Source organism: Amycolatopsis sp. FU40 (assembly GCF_021903635.1).
In the GTDB taxonomy this organism is placed as follows: Bacteria; Actinomycetota; Actinomycetes; order Mycobacteriales; family Pseudonocardiaceae; genus Amycolatopsis; species Amycolatopsis dendrobii.
The window spans coordinates 9,479,275-9,496,932 of sequence record NZ_CP091381.1 but is presented as its reverse complement, the minus strand read 5'-3'; the positions used below and the strand labels follow the sequence as shown (position 1 = coordinate 9,496,932).

The following is a 17,658-nucleotide window of genomic DNA, read 5'->3' as shown; positions in this document are numbered from 1 at the left end:
CAGCGCCGCGAAGTCGGGCAAAGGCGCCGAAAGCCACCGGGGAGTGCGTTCGGGCAAGGGTTCCGGGAGTTCAGGCATCGCCGCCCCGCCCGGAAGGCTCCTTGGCCGCCCGGCCGATAGCCTCGTCGGATTGGCGGGTCAGCTCCGCTCGTTCGTCATGCCCGTGCGCACCAGGAAATGGGACACTCGATGACCAACCCGTTGATCGCGCCGGTGAAGGATTCCACGACCGCGATGTCCGGGATTCCTTTGCTGGAGGACGCGACCGGCCTCAAGACCGCGATCGAGAGCAAGAACTGGGCGGCCGTCGCGATCGGGGCGGTGGGCACGGCGCTCGACGTGCTCACCGCGGTGATGGATCCGTTCGGCGCGATCTTCGCCGCGGGGGTCGGGTGGCTGATGGAGCATGTCGGGCCGCTCAAGGAGGCGCTGGACGCGCTCACGGGGAAGGCCGACGAGATCAAGTCCCAGGCGGAGACCTGGACGAATGTCGCCAAGGAGCTCGAGACCGTTTCGGTTGAGCTGACCGAGCTGGTCAAGAAGGATCTGCAGGACTGGAACGGCGAAGCGGCCGACACCTACCGCAAGAAGGCGGAAGACACCTCCGCGCTGATCGCCAGCGCGCAGAAGGGCAGCGAGGGCGCGGCGAGCGGCGTCAAGACCGCGGGCGAGATCGTCGCGGCGGTCCGGTCGCTGGTGCGGGACACGATCGCCGATCTCGTCGGGCACCTGATCTCGTGGGCGTTGCAGGTCGTGTTCACGCTCGGGATCGGGATGGCCTGGGTCGTGCCGCAGGTGATTTCCGCGGTGGCGAAGACGGCGTCGAAGATCGGCCAGGTCACCACGAAGCTGGTGCAGGCGCTCAAGGCGTTGATCCCGCTGCTGAAGAAGGCCGGGACGTTGTTCGGCGACGCCGGCAAAGCGTTGAAGGGGCTCAAGAGCGGCAAGGGCGCGCCGACGCACGCGCCCAAGGACATCAACGTCAAGTCCGGGAAACCTAAGTCCAGCGCCAAAGACGAAAGCACCGCGGCGTCCGGCGATCACAGCGGGAACACCGGTCAGCACGGCGGCGGCGGCCACCACCAGTCGGACAAGCCCGAGGCGGGACCCGACGGGCCGAGCGGGGTCCAGGGCGGGCTGGACGGGCACACGTCGGCGTCCGGGGCACGCGGCGGGCAGGGCGGTGCGCGGTCGCTGGACGAGCAGGGCGAGAACTCGCGGTCACTGGAAAAGATCTGCACCACCGGCGACCCGATCGACGTCGCGAGCGGGCAGATGGTGCTGACCGAGACCGACGCCGCGTTCCGCAGTGCGCTGCCGATGGTCTTCGAGCGCGCGCACTTCTCGGCCTTCCGCGCGGGCGGCTGGCTGGGCGGGGCTTGGGTGTCCACTTTGGACGAGCGGGTCGAGGTGCACGACGACCAGGTGTGGTTCGCCGCCTCGGACGGGACCGTTCAGGTCTTCCCGCGGCCACGCGGCGACGAATGGGTGGCGGCCGAGCACGGGCCCGCGCGGTTCCTCGCCCAGGAACCCGGCGGCGGGTTCGTCATCGAGGACCGGGAACGGCAACGGGTTCTCACCTTCGAGCGCGGCACCAGGCAGATCCGGCCGATCCGCTCGATCGCCGACCGCAACGACGAGCACATCTACTTCGAGCGCGACCCGCGCGGCACGCCGATCGCGATGCGGCACAGCGGCGGCTACCGGATCGAGATCGCGACCGAGGGCGGTCTCGTCACCGGGCTGTCGACGGTCAGCTGCGACGGCGCCGAGGTGCACTTGGTCCGCTACGGCTACGTCAACGGCAACCTCACCGAGGTCACGAACGAATCCGGCCTCCCGTTCCGGTACGCCTACGACCGTTCGGGCCGGATCGAGGCCTGGACCGACCGCAACGGCGAGTGGTACCGCTTCCACTACGACCCCTCCGGCCGGGTCGTGCGCACCGAGGGCTCCGGCGGCTGCCTCACCGTCACCATGGAATACGACCTGGTCAACCTGGTCACCCACGTCGTCGATTCGCTGGGGCACCGCAGTGCCTTCCACCTGAACGAATCGGGCCAGCTCGTCCGCGAGGTCAACGCGCTCGGCGCCTCGCGCAGCTACGAATGGGACGCCCGCGACCGGCTGCTCAGCGAGACCGACGAGCTCGGCCGCACGCAGCGCTACCGCTACGACGAGCTGAACAACCTGATCGGCGCGCGCCGGCCGGACGGCACGGAATGGTCCGTCGAACGCAACGAATTCGGCCAGCCGGTGCACCTGATCGAGGCGCCTGGCATCGAAACCCGGTGGGAGTACGACCAGCGCGGCAACGTGACCCGCCTCGTCGACCCCGGCGGCGGCGTCACGGTCTACACCTACGACGAGTGGGGTCACCTCGCGTCGGTGACCGATCCGGCGGGTGTGAAGCTGACCGTGGTGTCCGACGACGCGGGCAATCCGATCACGGTGACCGATCCGCACGGCGCGACGACCGCCTATCGCTACGACTGTTTCGGCAGGCTCTCCTCGACGGTCGACCCGACCGGCGCGGTCGAGGAATTCGGCTACACCGTCGACGGTTCGCTCGCCTGGCACCGCCGCGCGGACGGGTCCATGGAGGAATGGCATTACGACGGCGAGGGCAACAACCGCCTGCACGCCGACGCGTCGTCCGCGATCACCCAGCAGGAAGTGACCCACTTCGACCTGGTCTCCGCCGAGATCCGGCCGGACGGCACCCGGCTCGGATACTCCTACGACACCGAACTGCGGCTGACCGGCGTCACCAACGAACACGGCCAGGTCTGGCGCTACGAGTACGACCCGGCCGGAAACCTCGTCCGCGAAACCGATTTCGGCGGGGCGTCCTCGACCTACCGCTACAACGCCGCCGGCGAGCTGACCGAGATCCGCAGCCAGTCCGGCGACGTCGTGACCATGCGGCGCGATCTGCGCGGCAACCTCGTCGAGGAGGTCGTCGAAGGGCCGTCCGGGACCGTGCGCACCCGGTTCGAGCACGACGTCCTCGGGCAGCTCGCCGCCGTCGACGACGGGACCACGCGCGTCGAGTTCACCCGGGACGCGGCCGGTCGCGTGATCGCCGAGACGGTCAACGGGCGCACTCTCCGTTCCGAGTACGACAGCGCGGGCAACCTGGTCCGGCGGCAGACGCCGTCCGGAGCGGAAAGCGCTTGGGAGTACAGCGAAGCCGGCGAACTCGCCGCGCTGCACACCGCGGGCCGGACGACCCGGTTCGAGTACGACCCGGCAGGCCGCGAGGTCCGCCGCACGTTCGGCCAGGGCGCGGCGGTCCTGCGCGCCTGGGACCCGGCCGGGCAGCTTTCCGGGCAGGCCGTGCGCGCCGCGTCCGGCGAACTGGGCCGGGACCGGCGCTACCACTACCGGCCCGACGGCCTTCCCGCCCGGATCGACGACCAGACGTCCGGTTCGCGCTGGTTCACCCTCGACGTCCGGGGGCGGGTCACCTCGGTCCGCGCCGACGGCTGGAGCGAGCAGTACGCCTACGACGCGACCGGACGGCTCGTCGACGCCGCCTGGCCCGCGCCGGAAGAGGAGGACCGGCTCGGCAGGCGCGCGGGCCCGGCTTCGGTGATCACCGAGGCGGGCGCGGTCCGCTACACCTACGACGACGCCGGACGGATGCTCACCCGCCGGCACGAGGACGGGCGGACCTGGGAGTACGCCTGGGGTCCGCTGGAACGCCTCGCCTCGGTCCGGGTCCCGGACGGCACCTCCTGGCGCTACTCCTACGACCCGCTCGGCCGCCGGATCCGCAAGGAGCACTTCGCCGCCGACGGGAAGACCTCGCTCGAACGCGTCGACTTCGCCTGGGACGGCGACACTCTGGTCGAGGAAACCCGTACCGCCGACGGCACGGCCGAAACGACCGTGTGGGACTACGAACCGGATACCTTCCGGCCGCTGCTGCAACGCCGCCGTCCCGTTCCGGCGGACTCGCAGGACCGGATCGACGAGCAGTTCTTCGCCATCGTGGCCGAACCGTCCGGAACGCCGACCGAATTGCTCGACGACAACGGCGAAATCGTCTGGCACGCGCGCACCAGCCTGTTCGGCCTCGTGGTCGACGCGGCGGGGGAAACCGGGACGCCGCTGCGCTTCCAGGGCCAGTACTTCGACGCGGAAACCGGTCTGCATTACAACCTGCACCGCTACTACGACCCGGCGCTCGCCCGCTACGTCAGCCCCGACCCGATCGGGCTGGCCGGCGGGCCGGACCCGCACGCCTACGTCAGCAACCCGCACGTCCTGGTCGACCCGCTCGGCCTCGCGGGCAGCAACTGCTCGAAGCGCAGTCCCAGTCCCGACCCGTACGACCGCGGTCCCAGCCTCACGCCGGACCCCGCCGGCCGCTCCCGGAAGCAGTCCCCCGGCGGGACTGTGTACGTGGAACACAAGAAATCCGGCCCGAAAGACCGGCGCACCCACTACGGGTACGCCAACCTGTCCCACAGCAGCAAGGCGATGCGGCCGATCTTCGAACGCAACGCGGTGTCCCCGCCGCCTTCCTTCAAGAAGCGCGGCGAGGACACCAAGTGGTACATGGACCCGAACCGGCGCTACCACACCCGCGACTACCAGGGAAACCCGACTGGGATCGTCAAGGGCCACAGCAATCTCGTCATGGGGCACAACCCCTCGGCCAGCACGCATTTCAACAAAGAGGGCTACAAGAACGACCGCCCGGCGAACAAGGCGCACAACGCCGACCCCAACTCGTTCGGCTGGCTCGAGAAGCGCGCCAACTCCAACGCCAGCGGCGGCAAGGAACCGCGCTACCGGGACACGACCCCGAGCAATGGCGCGAACGAGGTGTGGTGGAAGAAGGGCACCCCCGGCTACCGCGGAAACCCGGTCGCGGACTGGGTTCCCGAGGTCAAGACCGTGAAGCCGAGCAGCAGCAGCTACGGCGGCAGCAGCCACTCCGGCGGCTACGGCGGCGGCGGGTACTCCGGCGGCAGCGGGCACCACAGCTACAGCGGCGGGCACGCCGGGTCGTCCTCGAGTTCGGCGCCTTACATCCGAACCGTTCAGCCGCCGAGCAGCAGCCACTACAGCAGCAGCTACCACCCGAGCGGCGGCTATCCCGGCGGCAGCAGCAGTTACTACCCGAGCAGCAGCAGCCATTCCAGCAGTAGCTACTACCCGAGCGGCAGCGGTCGCAACGGCACCCAATACGTCTACGGGCCCAGCACCAGCAGTCACTACGGCAGCAGCTACGGAGGCGGACACAGCAGCAGCCACGGCGGCACCGGCACTTACGGGAGCAGCAGCTACGGAGGCGGTTACGGCGGCAGCTCCAGCAAGCGGAAGTACGACTCGGACGACGACCTCTACGGAGCCGACTGACCACGACAAGCGAAGCGGCGGGGCCGGAATTCCCGGCCCCGCCGCCGCGAAAGGGGTCAGCTCTTCTCCAGGTACTCCGCCCGCTCCAGGTCGACCACGTCCGCCACCATCTGCGCCAGGCCCGGCAGCGACTTCAGCTCCGGATCGCCCGTCACGATCTCCTGAGCCTGCTCCCGCGCCTCAGTGATCACATCCTCGTCCCGCAGCAACGACAGCAGCTTCAGCCCAGACCGCTTGCCCGACTGCGCCGCGCCGAGAATGTCGCCTTCCCGGCGCAATTCCAGGTCCAATCGGGACAGTTCGAAACCGTCCGTTGTGGACTCGACCGCGGCCAGCCGTTCGCGCGTGGAAGTACCGTCCAGGGTTTCCGTCACCAGCAAGCACAATCCGGGCACACTCCCCCGGCCGACCCGGCCGCGCAGCTGATGCAGCTGGCTCACGCCGAAGCGGTCGGCGTCGAGGATGACCATCGCCGTCGCGTTGGGGACGTTCACGCCGACCTCGACCACGGTCGTCGCGACCAGCACCTCGACCTTCCCGGCGCCGAACGCCTGCATGACGGCGTCCTTCTCGTCCGTCGGCATCCGGCCGTGCAGGGCGGCGATCTTCAAGCCCTTCAACGCGCCGTTGGCGAGGTCCGGCGCGACGTCCAGCACCGCGAGCGGCGGCCGCTTGTCGCTCTTGTCCGACGGCGGTTCGTCGCCGATCCGCGGGCACACGACGTAGGCCTGGTGTCCCTTGCCGACTTCCTCGCTGACCCGCTGCCACACCCGGTCGAACCACGCGGGCTTCTCCGCGACCGGCACGACCGTCGTCTTGATCGGCGAACGGCCGACCGGCATTTCGCGCAGCGCGGAGATTTCCAAGTCGCCGTAGACCGTCATGGCGACCGTGCGCGGGATCGGCGTCGCCGTCATGACCAGCACGTGCGGGCTCGTCGAATCGGCTCCGCGCGAACGCAACGCGTCCCGTTGCTCGACGCCGAACCGGTGCTGTTCGTCCACGACCACGAGCCCGAGGTCGGCGAACTGCACGGTGTCCTGGATCAGCGCGTGCGTGCCGACGACGATGCCCGCCTCGCCGCTTACCGTCTCCAGCAACGCTTTCTTGCGTTCCTTCGCGCCCATCGACCCGGTGAGCAGCGTGATCCGGGTCGAGTTCTCGGCCGCGCCGAGTTCGCCCGCCATGCCGATGTCGCCGAGCATTTCGCGCAGCGAGCGCGCGTGCTGCGCGGCGAGTACCTCGGTGGGCGCGAGCATCGCCGCCTGGCGTCCGGAGTCGACGACCTGGAGCATCGCCCGCAGCGCGACCACGGTCTTGCCGGAACCGACCTCGCCCTGCAGCAGCCGGTTCATCGGATGCTCGGTCGACAGGTCGGCCGCGATCTCGTCGCCGATCGCGCGCTGGCCCGCGGTGAGGTCGAACGGCAGCCGCTTGTCGAACGCGTCCAGCAAGCCGCCGTCGACGTGCGGGCTCGCCTTCGCCGGACGCGACACCGCGGAATGCCGTCGCTGCGCGAAAATCAGCTGCACGGCCATCGCTTCGTCCCACTTGAGCCGATGCCGCGACGTCTCCAGGTGCGCCCAGTCCTCCGGGCGGTGGATGCCGCGCAGCGCGCGCTCGAGGCCGGGCAGTCCGTGCCGTTTGCGCAGCTCCTCGGGCATCGGGTCCTCGCCGACCTCCAGCACGTCCAGCACCTGCCGCACGCATTTGGCGATCGACCAGGTCGGCATGCCTTGCGCCGCCGGGTAAACCGGGATGATCTCGGCGAGGAAGTTGTCGACCGCCTCGGCCTCGCGTTCGGCGTCGAGCAGTTCGTACTCCGGGTTGGCCAGCTGCAGCGTGTCCCGGAACGCGGTGACCTTGCCCGCGAACAGCCCGGTCTTGCCGGGGGCCAGCTCCTTCTCGCGCCACGCCTGGTTGAAGAACGCGCACGCGAGCCGCCGCTTGCCGTCGGTGATCACCATGTCGAGGATGGTGCCGTTGCGGGATTTCATCCGCCGCTTGCTGATCTTCTCGATCCGCGCCAGCACGGTCGCGTGCTCGCCGAGCTCCAGCCCGGCGATGTCGGTCAGCTCGCCGCGTTCGGCGTAGCGGCGCGGATAGTGGCGCAGCAGATCCGAAACCGTCTCGATGTCGAGCGCGCTCGAGAGCGCCTTCGCCGTTTTCGCGCCCAGCAGCAGCGGGAGCTTGTCGCGAAGCCCGGCCATGATTATTCGACCCCCATCAGCAGCACAGCGTCGCTTTGACCGCCGGCGTAACTCGTCAACTCCACCTCGGGGTGCTCCAGCCGCAGTTGTTCGGCGAGCTCGGCGGCCACCCTCGGCGGAGCGTCCGCCCCGCTCAGGACGGTGACCAGCTCGCCGCCGAGCGCCAGCATCCGGTTCAGCACGCTGACCGCGGCCGCGACGAGATTCGTCGCCGACGCCGGGGCGGGCTCGATCAGCACCACCTCGTCGTCGACAAGGCCGATCACGTCGCCGGACTGGGCCCGGCCCACCCAGGTTAGCGACTCCTCGTGCGCGATCCGCAGCTCGCCACGCCTCGTCGCACCCGCCGCCTCGGCCATCGCGACCACGTCGTCGTTGACCCGGCGTTCGCTGTCGTGCACCGCGAGCGCGGCCAGCACCTGCACCGGCGACGCGCACGGGATCACCACGACATCGCGCTCGCCCGCCATCGGATGCCCGGCAGCGGCGTCGGCGGCCGCGGTGAGATCCGGTCCGCCCGGCAGCACGCTCAGGTGCTGTCCGGCCGCCTCGTTGAACAGCCCGATCATGTCCTCGACGCTGGGAGTCTCGCCCTCGGGCACCGCCAGCACCGCGACGCCCTCGGCCCGCAGCAGTTCGGCGAGCCCGCCGCCGCGCACCACCGCGACCACGGACCGGTCGATGCCGCCACCCGGTTCGATCGGCGTCGGCGTGATCAGCGGTTCGACCCGGATCTTTCGCGGCCTGCCCAGCTGCAGCCCGGCTTCGATGGCCGCGCCGATGTCCGCGCAATGGACGTGCACCGCGTGGCTGCCCGAACCGTCGCCCGCCACGGTCACGCTGTCGCCGAACCCGCTCAGTTCCTTCCGCAACGCCGGCAGCCGGGCCTCGTCGACCTCGTCCAGCAGGTACATGACCTCCCACGCGTACGGCATCTGCTCCGGCAGCGAAGCGACCGCCTTCAGGTCATGCCCGGGCTCCTCGGTTTCGCCGGTGATCACACCCGCCAGCGCGTCGAGCACCGCGACCAGCCCGCGGCCCCCGGCGTCGACGACTCCCGCCTTGGCCAGTGCGGGCAGCTGCTTGGGCGTCTCCTCCAAGGCCGCCGCGGCCACGGTGACGACCTCGCGCGCGACTTCGGGCAACGTCCGTGCCGTGCCTCGAACAGCAGCGGCCACGGCGTGCAGCACGGTCAGCATCGTCCCGGCGACCGGCCTGCTGACCGCGCCCGTGGCGACCTGGTCCGCGTGCCCGAGTGCCGCGGCGAGACCCGATCCGTCGAGTTCGCCGCCGGTGGCCGCCCAGTCGGCCATCCCCCGCACGACCTGGGACAGGATCACGCCCGAGTTGCCCCGCGCGTGCGCCACCGCCCCGCGCGCCAGTACCGCCAGCGCCTCCGCCGCGCCGGCCGGTTCCGAGCCGTCGAGCGCCTCGTGCGCGCCGGTCATCGTGTACAGCAGGTTGGAGCCGGTGTCGGAGTCCGCGACCGGGTAGACGTTGATGCCGTCGATGGCCGTGCGCAGCCTGTCCAAGCTGCGCACAGAGGCCGCCGCCCAGCCCGACACCGCCGCCGCGTCCAGCACCCGCACCCCGTAACCTCCTAGCCGGTCCCCGCGAGGGTAACGACCCCGCGGCAAGGCCCCCGAGACCACTCGTTACTATGGTCGAGTTGCCCGGCACGTTCGGGCGCGCATTCTTTGTCCCATATCCAGAGGAGTTCGACGTGGCTGCCGTGTGCGACGTCTGTGGCAAGGGACCCGGCTTCGGCAAGTCGGTCTCGCACTCCCACCGGCGTACCAACCGCCGGTGGAACCCGAACATCCAGGTTGTGCACGCGAAGGTCGGCGTGTCCCAGCGCAAGCGCCTGAACGCCTGCACCTCGTGCATCAAGGCCGGCAAGGTCGTCCGAGGCTGAACGCAGTTGTGAAGGTGGCGAGTGCTCGCGGAGAGCGCTCGCCATTTTTCTGCGTTCAGGTGTCTTCCGGGGGTCGAACCCCCGGGCCCCCGCCAGGGGACAAGCCCCCTGGACCCCCCGCGTGAGTCACCTTGGGATTGAAGGGGCGAGTGCTTCGGCACCCGCCCCTTTTTCGTCACCTCAGGAAGCCGGTCAGCACCTCCCGCAGGGATTCCGGCGCGTTCAGCACCCCGTGATCCTGCCCCGGGATCTCCTCGTACCGCCCGTGCGCGACCGCGGCCGCGACGGCCTTGGCGGACGACGTCATCCACGCCTCCCCCGCGCCGCCGGACAGCGACAGCACCGGCACTGTGATCGCGGCCAGCCGGTCCGTCGGCAGGTGGTTGCCGCGGCCGCAGACGGTCAGGTCGTAGGGCAGCGTGTGCGCCAGGCCGACGAACCAGCCCCACACCGGCGCGGCCTTCATCGAGTCCACGATCTCCGAAGGGGTCCCGGTGCCCTCCACCAGGAACAGTTCGACCGCGCCGTCCCGGTCGCCGTCGGCGAGGCAGGCGCTGACCCGGTCCACCAGATCTTCCGCTGGACGCGGCCGGTCGTCGCCGATGAACGGCGGTTCGTACACCGCGACCTTCGTGATCGGCAGGCCGCGCGCCGCCGCTTCCAAGGACAGGATCGCGCCGGAGGAGTGGCCGAACACCGCGGCCGAGCCGCCGACGGCCTCGATCAGCACTTCCAGGTCGTCGATCTCGCGCTCGACCGCGTAGACCGGCGCGTCTCCGCTGTCGCCGCGGCCTCTCCGGTCGTAGGCGATCGCGGTGAAACCGGCGTCGGCAAGAACCGCGGCGAGCCCGGCGACGGTCGTGCGGTCGTTCACCGCGCCGCCGGCCAGCAGCACCGGCGAACCCGAGCCGTAGGTGTCGAAGGCGATCGGGGTGCCGTCGGCGGACGTGACGGTGGCGGTCATGGCTTTCCTCCAGGGTTTCAGTCGCTGCTTACCCTGGTGGTCGGCGCCGATCGCCGGAACCGGACACGCCGCGTCAGGGAAGTTTCCAGTCGAGCGGTTCCGCGCCCTGCTGGACCAGCAGCTGGTTCGCGCGGCTGAACGGGCGCGATCCGAAGAAACCGTTGCGCGCCGACAGCGGGCTCGGATGCGCCGATTCGATGCACGGCACGTCGCCGAGCATCGGCCGCAGGTTCCGCGCGTTGCGGCCCCACAGGATCGCCACCAGCGGTCCGCCGCGCGCGGCGAGCGCCTTGATCGCCTGCTCGGTGACCTGTTCCCAGCCCTTGCCCTGATGCGAGTTCGACTTGTGCGGCTGCACGGTGAGCGACCGGTTCAGCAGCAGCACGCCCTGCTCCGCCCACGGGGTCAGGTCGCCGTTGGACGGCGTCGGATGGCCGAGATCCTCGCAGTACTCCTGGTAGATGTTGATCAGGCTCTTCGGGATCGGCCGCACGTCCGGGGCCACCGAAAAGCTCAGGCCGACCGCGTGCCCCGGCGTCGGGTACGGGTCCTGGCCCACGATCAGCACGCGGACGTCGTCGAACGGCTGCTTGAACGCGCGCAGCACGTGCTCGCCCGCGGGAAGATAGGTGCGGCCCGCGGCGATCTCGGCGCGGAGGAACTCCCCCATCGCGGCGACCTGCGGGGCCACTGGTTCAAGGGCTTTCGCCCAGCCGGCTTCGACGATTTCGTCCAGCGGTCGTCCAGTCACGGCCCGCGAGCCTAGCGCCACGTGCGCGGCGTCACTGTGGCGGGTCCAGCCTGCGCAACTCGGCCCGGAACCGGGCGCCGCGGCGGACGTAGGAATCCACGACAGCGGCGATCTGGTCTTCGGAAAACGACTTGTTCGGCCGCGTTTTCGCCGGAACTCCCAGTGCGATCTCGCCGGTGCCGACCGTCGATTCGTACGACAGCACCGCGCCCGCGCCGACCATGCCGCCGTCCTCGATCACGCTTCCGTTCAGCACCACCGAACCCGACGCGATCAGGCAGCCGGTGCCGATCGTCGCGCCCTCGATGTGCACCGCGTGCCCGACCGCCGAGGACGGGCCCACGATCGTCGGATGCCGCGCGGTGCAGTGGACGACGCAGCCGTCCTGCACGTTCGAGCGTTCGCCGATCTCGATGTACCCGTGGTCGCCGCGCAGCACCGTCTGCGGCCAGACCGAGGCGCGCGCGCCGATCCGGACGTCGCCGATCACGGTGGCGTCGGGATGGACGTAGGCGTCCGGGTGGATGGTCGGGACCAGGTCGCCGAGCGCGTAGATGGCCAAAGCCGCCTCCGGGTCGAAGTCGTCAGAGTGGTCGGTCGAGATCCTTGCCGTAATACCGGCTTTCGGGCATATCGCCGTAATAGCCGAAAGCCGGGACCTCGGCGTAGCCCGACGAACGGTAGAGGGCGATCGCTTCCGGCTGTTCGGTGCCCGTCTCCAGCACGACGCGGCGGCGTCCGGCGGCGACCGCGGTGCGCTCCAGTTCGGCGAGCATCGCGCGGGCGAAACCGCGGCCCCGCGCGGATTCGATCACGTACATCCGTTTCAGCTCGACGTCGCCGGGCCGGAACGTCGGCTCGGGACCGTCGTGCGCGCGCCACGCGCCGGACGCCACCGGCACGTTGTCCAGGTACCCGACCAGGAACAGGCCCCGAGGCGGCGCGAACTCCGCGGGGTCCATCGGGGTCACGTCCTCGGAGCCGTAGCGGCGCACGTATTCCAGCTGCACCTCGGCCATCAGCTTGGCGGCGTCGGGATGGTCGAAGGCCACGACACGGATGTCCACTGCGCCAGCCTAATGAAGGATCACTGCTGCCAGTGCTCCCAGCCGCCCTGCTGGTCGTACTCGCGTCCGTCCACTGTGACCCCGGAGCCGGGCATGGTGACCACGCCGATCTTGCGCCAGCCCTCGGGAAGGTCGTCGAACGGCGGGAACGTCGCGACCAGCGCGTGGTCCTCGCCGCCGGTCAGCACCCACTGCAACGGGTCCGCGCCGAGCGCGCTGCCGACCTCCTTCAGCCGCGTCGACACCTCGAGCTGCGCGGTCTGCACGTCGAGCCCGACCTCGGACGCCGCGGCCAAGTGCGCGAGGTCGGCCAGGAGCCCGTCGGAGATGTCCATCATCGCCGTCGCGCCGGCGAGCGCGGCCTGCGGACCGGCCGCGTAGGGCGGTTCCGGGCAGCGCTGCGCGTTCACCACGCCGACCGGCGACCGGAATCCGCGGCGCAGCACCGCGAGCCCGGCCGCGGCCCAGCCGAGCCGCCCGCACACCGCGAGCACGTCGCCGGGGCGCGCACCGGACCGGGTCACCGGTTCGCGGTCTTCGAGGTCGCCCAATGCGGTGACGCTGATCACGAGCTGGTCCGCGCTCACCAGATCGCCGCCGGACACCCCGATCCCTGCCGCGCCCGCCTCGGTCCACATGCCGTCCATGATCTCGGTCACGACCTGCGCGGGAGTGTCCGCCGGGCACGCGATCCCGACGACCACCGACGTCGGCTTCGCTCCCATCGCCGCGACGTCGGACAGATTCACCGCGACCGCTTTGCGCCCGACCTGCTCCGGGCTCGACCAGTCGAGCCGGAAATGCACGCCGTGGACCAGCACGTCGGTCGTCACGACCACGCGGCCGTCCGGCGCGGCGAGAACCGCCGCGTCGTCGCCCGGGCCCAGCAGTGTCGAAGGCGGCTGCGCGCGTCCTTCGGTGACCCGCCGGATCAGGCCGAACTCGCCTGTCGCGGCCACCGAGTGCTCGTCCGGTGACACCGGTCACCTCCTGTTTCCCTCGCCTGTGTCGGATCGGCCACCGACAATCGGATCCCCTAGGTTTTTCCCAGGGCTGGCGCTACGTTGCCTACACCGTTCCTACCTCGACTCGATCGCCACCGACGAAAGGGCACGCCGTGGTCCACGCATACATCCTCATCCAGACCGAGGTCGGCAAGGCGGCCGCGGTGGCTGCGGAGATCGCCGGGGTCCCGGGCGTGACCAGCTCCGAGGACGTCACCGGCCCGTACGACGTGATCGTGCGCGCCGCCGCGGACACAGTGGACCAGCTCGGCCAGCTCGTCGTCGCCCGCGTGCAGAACGTGGAAGGGATCACGCGCACGCTGACCTGCCCGGTCGTGCATCTCTGAGCCGTGGTCCACTGAGGCGGTGGCAGACACCGACACCGGGGCTCCGCCGAAGGTCGTCCTCGTCACCGCGTCGTTGCTCGTGGCCGCGCTGGCGGTCGCGGTCGCGGTCGTCGCGCTGACGAAGAGCTCCTCCGGACAGCCCGATCCGAACCAGCCGCTCGCGCTCGTGTCCGTTCCCGCGCCGCAGGCCGGGTCGCCCGACTGCGCGAAGCTGATCGCCGGGGTTCCGGCCACGCTCACGTCGAACGGCAAGGAACTGTCGCCGCGCACGCTCGCCGAGCCCGCGCCGAAGGCCACCGTCGCGTGGGGCGAACCGGACCCGGTCGTGCTGCGCTGCGGCCTCGAACGCCCGCCCGAGCTCACCCCGACCGCGCAACTGCGCGTGGTCAACAAGGTGCAGTGGCTGCAGATCGAGCAGGGCGGTTCGGCCACCTGGTACGCGGTCGACCGGCCGGTCTACCTCGCGCTGACCGTCCCGGAGAGCGCGGGAACGGGTCCGCTTCAGGCGGTTTCGGACGCGATCGCGGCGAAGCTGCCGGTCAAACCCTTGAAGTTCTAGCCGCGATCGTTTCCAGCGATTCGCCGGTGGTGCGCGGGCCGAGCACGGCGACGTCGATCATCAGCAGCACCATCGCGCCCGCGACCACGGCGAACATCGTCGTCGCGCCCGCCGAATGCAGGATCGGCAGCAGTACGAACGGCATCGCGGCCGTCGCCAGCCGGGACAGCGCGTAGGCCGATCCGGCGGCGGTGCCGCGCAGCGACGTCGGGAACAGCTCGCCCTGGTAGGTGTGGAAGGCGTTGGAGAAGACGTTGCTGACGGCGGTGTAGCAGAACCCGAATCCCGCGATCAGCACTCCGGAAGTGGCGTAGCCGAAGGCAAGCCCGAACACCGCCATCGCCGCCGCGCTCGCGACGATCAGCCATTTGCGTTCCAGCCGTTCGATGACCGGGATGGACAGCGCGGAGCCGATCGGATAGCCGAGGAAGGTGAGCGCGCTGAAGGTCAGCGAGGTGACGAGGCCGAAACCCTTGGCCGCCAGCACAATCGGCACCAGCGAGCCGAAACCGTAGTAGCCGAATGATTGCAGCAACTGGAAGACGTACAGCATCGCGGTGCGCCGGAACCACGGCGGACGCAGCAACGCCGACGCGCGAACTGGTTCGGGCGCGGGCGGTTCCGGTTCCGGCTCGGGCAACGGCCGCGGCGCGCTCGCTTCGAGCTTGCGCACGATCTCGTCCGCTTCGCCGATTCTTCCTTGTGCCGCAAGCCAACGCGGTGATTCGGGCAGCGTGAACCGCAGCGCCCACACGACCGCCGCACCGAGCGCGCCGATCACGAACAGCCAGCGCCAGCCGTCGACGCCGAGCGGCGCGTGGCCGACGAGCGCGCGGGCGAGGAATCCGGCAGCGGGGACGCCGCAGAAGCCGATGGTGTAAGCCCAGGCTGTCGCGCGGCCGCGCGCTCGGGCGGGCAGCAGGTCGGCGAGGTAGGCGTCAGCGACCGGCAGTTCCGCGCCGATGCCGATCCCGGCGATGAAACGGCAGATCACCAGCATCCACACGTCCGTGCTGAACGCGCCGAGCAGCGTGAACACCGAGTACAGGCCCAGGGTGAGCAGGAACGCGCGCCGCCTGCCGAGCCGGTCGGCCAGCCTGCCGAGGAACACCGCGCCCACGAAGGCGCCGACGAACGCCGACGCCAGGACGTACTTCAGCGTCGTCGGGGTGACGCCGAACTCCTTGGTGAGGACGGTGCTGATGGTCGCGGCGAGGAACAGGTCGTAGAGGTCGAAGAAGGTCGCGATGCCGACCACTGCCACGAAGTACCGGTGCCGCCGGGTGACCGGGAGCCGGTCGAGGCGGGATGCGATCTGCACGCGCTGTTTTCCTTACCGGGCTGGGGATGTGCGGGGATCATCGTAAATCCCCGCGACCGAGTTCGCGGCGCGGTTTCTGAGAGGCTGGAAGGCGTGACGGTTGAGGAGTTCGAGCGGCACCGTTCGAAACTGTTCGGACTGGCGTACCGGATGCTGGGTTCCGCCGAGGAGGCCGAAGACGTCGTCCAGGACGCTTTCCTGCGCTGGCATCGGGCCGAGGCGGTCGCGTCGCCGTGGGCGTGGCTGGCCAAAGTCGCCACCAATCTGTGTGTGAACAGGCTGACGTCGGCACGGGCGCGCCGGGAGAACTACGTCGGCTTCTGGCTGCCGGAGCCTGTCCTCACCGAGAACGGCGCGCTGGGCCCGCTCGACCGCGCCGAGCAGCGGGAGATCGTCTCGCTGGCCTTCCTGGTGCTGCTGGAAAACCTCAACCCCGTGGAACGCGCGGTGTTCGTCCTGCGCGAAGCCTTCGGCTACAGCCATCGGGAGACGGCCGAGGTCATCAATGCCACCGAGGCGAACTCCCGGCAGCTGTACGCCCGAGCCCGCCGGCGCCTGGCCGAGGCCCGCGCGGGTTCCGCTTGCCGGACGCCCCCTCGCCGCGACCTGGTGGAAAGGTTCCTGGCCGCGGCGGAACAGGGTGACGTGCCGGGACTGGAGAAGGTGCTGGCCGAGGACGTGACCGTGTGGGTGGACGGCGGCGGCAAGGTCGGCGCCGCCCGGCGGCCTATCTCCGGCATCGGCAAGGTGGCGCGCTACCTGGCGGGATCGTTCCGCCTCGCCGGTACGGAGACGACCTTGTCGGCCGCGGAAGTGAACGGCTCGCCGGGCTTGCTGGCCCGTGCGGGCGGGACGCTGGTGGGAGTGCTGGTGCCGGAGACGTCGGACAGCCGGGTCACCGGCATTCGCATCGTCGCCAACCCGGACAAACTCCGGGCGTTGTCACGTTCGGGAGCCCTGCCCGGTTCTTAACGGGGAAACTCGCTCTCTCTCCCGGAGGAATTCACCCGTGACGAACCTGATCCTGGTGACAGGCGGCACCGGCCGGCTCGGCCGCGCGCTCGTTCCGCGTCTCGCTGCGGACGGTCACGCCGTCCGCGTCCTGAGCCGCAGGCCCCCGGCAAACGAGCACACCCGCCGCGGCGACCTGCGCACCGGCGAGGGCCTCGACGACGCGCTCGACGGCGTCGAGGCGATCGTCCACTGCGCGACCGGAAACGGCCGTTCGGACATCGACGGCACCCGCAATCTCGTCCAAGCGGCGGCGCGAGCCGGGCGGCCGCATCTGCTGTACGTGTCGATCGTCGGCGTCGACCGGGTGGAATTGCCCTACTACCGCGCGAAACTGGCTTGCGAGCAGCTCGTGGAACGCTCCGGTCTGCCGTGGACGATCCAGCGGGCGACGCAGTTCCACGAACTCGTCGTCTGGATGTGCACGAGCCAGCGATGGCTGCCGATGATCTTGATGCCCCGCGGAGTCAGCTTCCAGCCCGTCGACACCGGAGACGTGGCCGCCCGCCTGGCCGCGCTGATCGGTGCGCCTGCCGGACGAGCACCCGATCTAGGCGGACCCGAGGTGCGCCCCGCCGCCGACCTGGCCCGCGCGTACGCGCGCTCGCGCGCCCTCCGGCGACCGGTGCTGTCGGTGCCGTTGCCCGGGACGGCCGTCCGCGGCTACCGCGAAGGGGGACATCTGACCCCCGGCCACGCCGACGGCCGGATCACCTTCGACCAGTTCCTCGCCGCATGAGCGCCCGTATCTGGCTGCGCACGGGCTTGGCGTTCCTTGCCGCAGTGCAGTTCGCCGTGGGGAACTGGGCGCTGTGGTCACCGCGCTCGTTCTTCGACATTCCGTGGGTGGGCATGCGCATGCCCTACAACGCGCATTTGATGATGGACTACGGCGCGATGAGCCTGGCCACCTCGGTGGTGCTGGGCGTGAGCTTCTTCGCCGCACGCCGGAACCTGGCCCGGACCGCGCTCGCGGTGTACCTGACGTTCGCCGCGCCGCACCTGGTGATCCATCTGCGGCTGCTGCACCATCTCACGCCCGGCGAACGCATACCCTTGGTGATCGCGCTCGCCGCGGCCGTCGTGCTCCCGCTGGTGCTGCTTCCGCTCACCGGGCGGCTGGAAAAAACGTAGCC

15 protein-coding genes are annotated in these 17,658 nt (G+C 70.3%); 7 read left to right on the top strand and 8 right to left on the bottom strand.

Annotated features, from left to right (window positions below):
- The first annotated feature begins 189 nt into the window (after positions 1-189).
- Positions 190-5,373, top strand: coding sequence for an RHS repeat-associated core domain-containing protein (locus L3Q65_RS44975; RefSeq protein WP_237598358.1), 5,184 nt, complete (start codon positions 190-192; stop codon positions 5,371-5,373).
- Positions 5,374-5,429: 56 nt separating this feature from the next.
- Here L3Q65_RS44975 and recG read toward each other — a convergent pair whose 3' ends face one another.
- Positions 5,430-7,583 (bottom strand): ATP-dependent DNA helicase RecG, encoded by a 2,154-nt coding sequence (recG, locus tag L3Q65_RS44970; protein WP_182892176.1) that lies wholly within the window; start codon positions 7,581-7,583, stop codon positions 5,430-5,432.
- Positions 7,584-7,585: 2 nt separating this feature from the next.
- Entirely contained in the window at positions 7,586-9,172 is a 1,587-nt protein-coding gene (locus L3Q65_RS44965) for a DAK2 domain-containing protein (RefSeq protein ID WP_237598357.1), read from the bottom strand.
- Between the two features lie 134 nt (positions 9,173-9,306).
- Here L3Q65_RS44965 and rpmB point away from each other — a divergent pair, with 134 nt between their 5' ends.
- Complete coding sequence (gene rpmB, locus L3Q65_RS44960) at positions 9,307-9,498, top strand: 50S ribosomal protein L28 (RefSeq protein WP_009074135.1); 192 nt, start codon at positions 9,307-9,309, stop codon at positions 9,496-9,498.
- 175 nt (positions 9,499-9,673) lie between these two features.
- On the opposite strand, the gene L3Q65_RS44955 is transcribed toward rpmB, so the two are convergent.
- From L3Q65_RS44955 to L3Q65_RS44935, 5 genes are all read right to left on the bottom strand, one after another.
- A complete protein-coding gene (locus tag L3Q65_RS44955; protein ID WP_237598356.1) occupies positions 9,674-10,462 on the bottom strand; it encodes an alpha/beta fold hydrolase in 789 nt (262 codons plus the stop codon).
- 73 nt (positions 10,463-10,535) lie between these two features.
- Positions 10,536-11,213, bottom strand: a complete 678-nt coding sequence (locus L3Q65_RS44950) for a uracil-DNA glycosylase (RefSeq protein WP_182892179.1) — start codon at positions 11,211-11,213, stop codon at positions 10,536-10,538.
- Positions 11,214-11,244: 31 nt separating this feature from the next.
- Entirely contained in the window at positions 11,245-11,775 is a 531-nt protein-coding gene (locus tag L3Q65_RS44945; RefSeq protein ID WP_182892180.1) for a gamma carbonic anhydrase family protein, read from the bottom strand.
- A gap of 22 nt (positions 11,776-11,797) precedes the next feature.
- Positions 11,798-12,280 (bottom strand): GNAT family N-acetyltransferase, encoded by a 483-nt coding sequence (locus tag L3Q65_RS44940; protein WP_182892181.1) that lies wholly within the window; start codon positions 12,278-12,280, stop codon positions 11,798-11,800.
- Positions 12,281-12,300: 20 nt separating this feature from the next.
- Positions 12,301-13,260, bottom strand: coding sequence for a thiamine-phosphate kinase (locus L3Q65_RS44935; protein ID WP_182892182.1), 960 nt, complete (start codon positions 13,258-13,260; stop codon positions 12,301-12,303).
- 137 nt (positions 13,261-13,397) lie between these two features.
- Between L3Q65_RS44935 and L3Q65_RS44930 the strand changes: the two genes are divergently transcribed.
- Positions 13,398-13,631 (top strand): Lrp/AsnC ligand binding domain-containing protein, encoded by a 234-nt coding sequence (locus L3Q65_RS44930; RefSeq protein ID WP_009074118.1) that lies wholly within the window; start codon positions 13,398-13,400, stop codon positions 13,629-13,631.
- A 19-nt stretch (positions 13,632-13,650) separates the two neighbouring features.
- The gene (locus L3Q65_RS44925; RefSeq protein ID WP_182892183.1) at positions 13,651-14,190 is read left to right on the top strand and encodes a DUF3515 domain-containing protein; all 540 of its coding nucleotides are present in this window, start codon (positions 13,651-13,653) and stop codon (positions 14,188-14,190) included.
- Here the strand turns inward: L3Q65_RS44925 and L3Q65_RS44920 are convergent.
- Entirely contained in the window at positions 14,171-15,511 is a 1,341-nt protein-coding gene (locus L3Q65_RS44920; RefSeq protein WP_237598355.1) for an MFS transporter, read from the bottom strand. The two genes, L3Q65_RS44925 and L3Q65_RS44920, sit on opposite strands and share 20 nt — an antisense overlap.
- Positions 15,512-15,595: 84 nt before the next feature.
- Here L3Q65_RS44920 and L3Q65_RS44915 point away from each other — a divergent pair, with 84 nt between their 5' ends.
- The 3 genes from L3Q65_RS44915 to L3Q65_RS44905 are packed head-to-tail and all read left to right on the top strand — an operon-like array spanning position 15,596 to position 17,656.
- Positions 15,596-16,483, top strand: a complete 888-nt coding sequence (locus tag L3Q65_RS44915) for an RNA polymerase sigma-70 factor (RefSeq protein ID WP_237601015.1) — start codon at positions 15,596-15,598, stop codon at positions 16,481-16,483.
- A gap of 37 nt (positions 16,484-16,520) precedes the next feature.
- Positions 16,521-17,261, top strand: a complete 741-nt coding sequence (locus L3Q65_RS44910; RefSeq protein ID WP_237598354.1) for an SDR family oxidoreductase — start codon at positions 16,521-16,523, stop codon at positions 17,259-17,261.
- Positions 17,258-17,656, top strand: coding sequence for a hypothetical protein (locus L3Q65_RS44905; RefSeq protein ID WP_237598353.1), 399 nt, complete (start codon positions 17,258-17,260; stop codon positions 17,654-17,656). The genes L3Q65_RS44910 and L3Q65_RS44905 overlap by 4 nt, the downstream gene beginning before the upstream one ends.
- Positions 17,657-17,658 lie beyond the last annotated feature (2 nt).

What these genes read in the sequence shown, in the direction of transcription:
- L3Q65_RS44975 (WP_237598358.1), top strand. Translation starts at nt 190, where the DNA reads ATGACCAACCCGTTGATCGCGCCGGTGAAGGATTCCACGACCGCGATG.
- recG (WP_182892176.1), bottom strand. Translation starts at nt 7,583, where the DNA reads ATGGCCGGGCTTCGCGACAAGCTCCCGCTGCTGCTGGGCGCGAAAACG.
- L3Q65_RS44955 (WP_237598356.1), bottom strand. Translation starts at nt 10,462, where the DNA reads ATGACCGCCACCGTCACGTCCGCCGACGGCACCCCGATCGCCTTCGAC.
- L3Q65_RS44905 (WP_237598353.1), top strand. Translation starts at nt 17,258, where the DNA reads ATGAGCGCCCGTATCTGGCTGCGCACGGGCTTGGCGTTCCTTGCCGCA.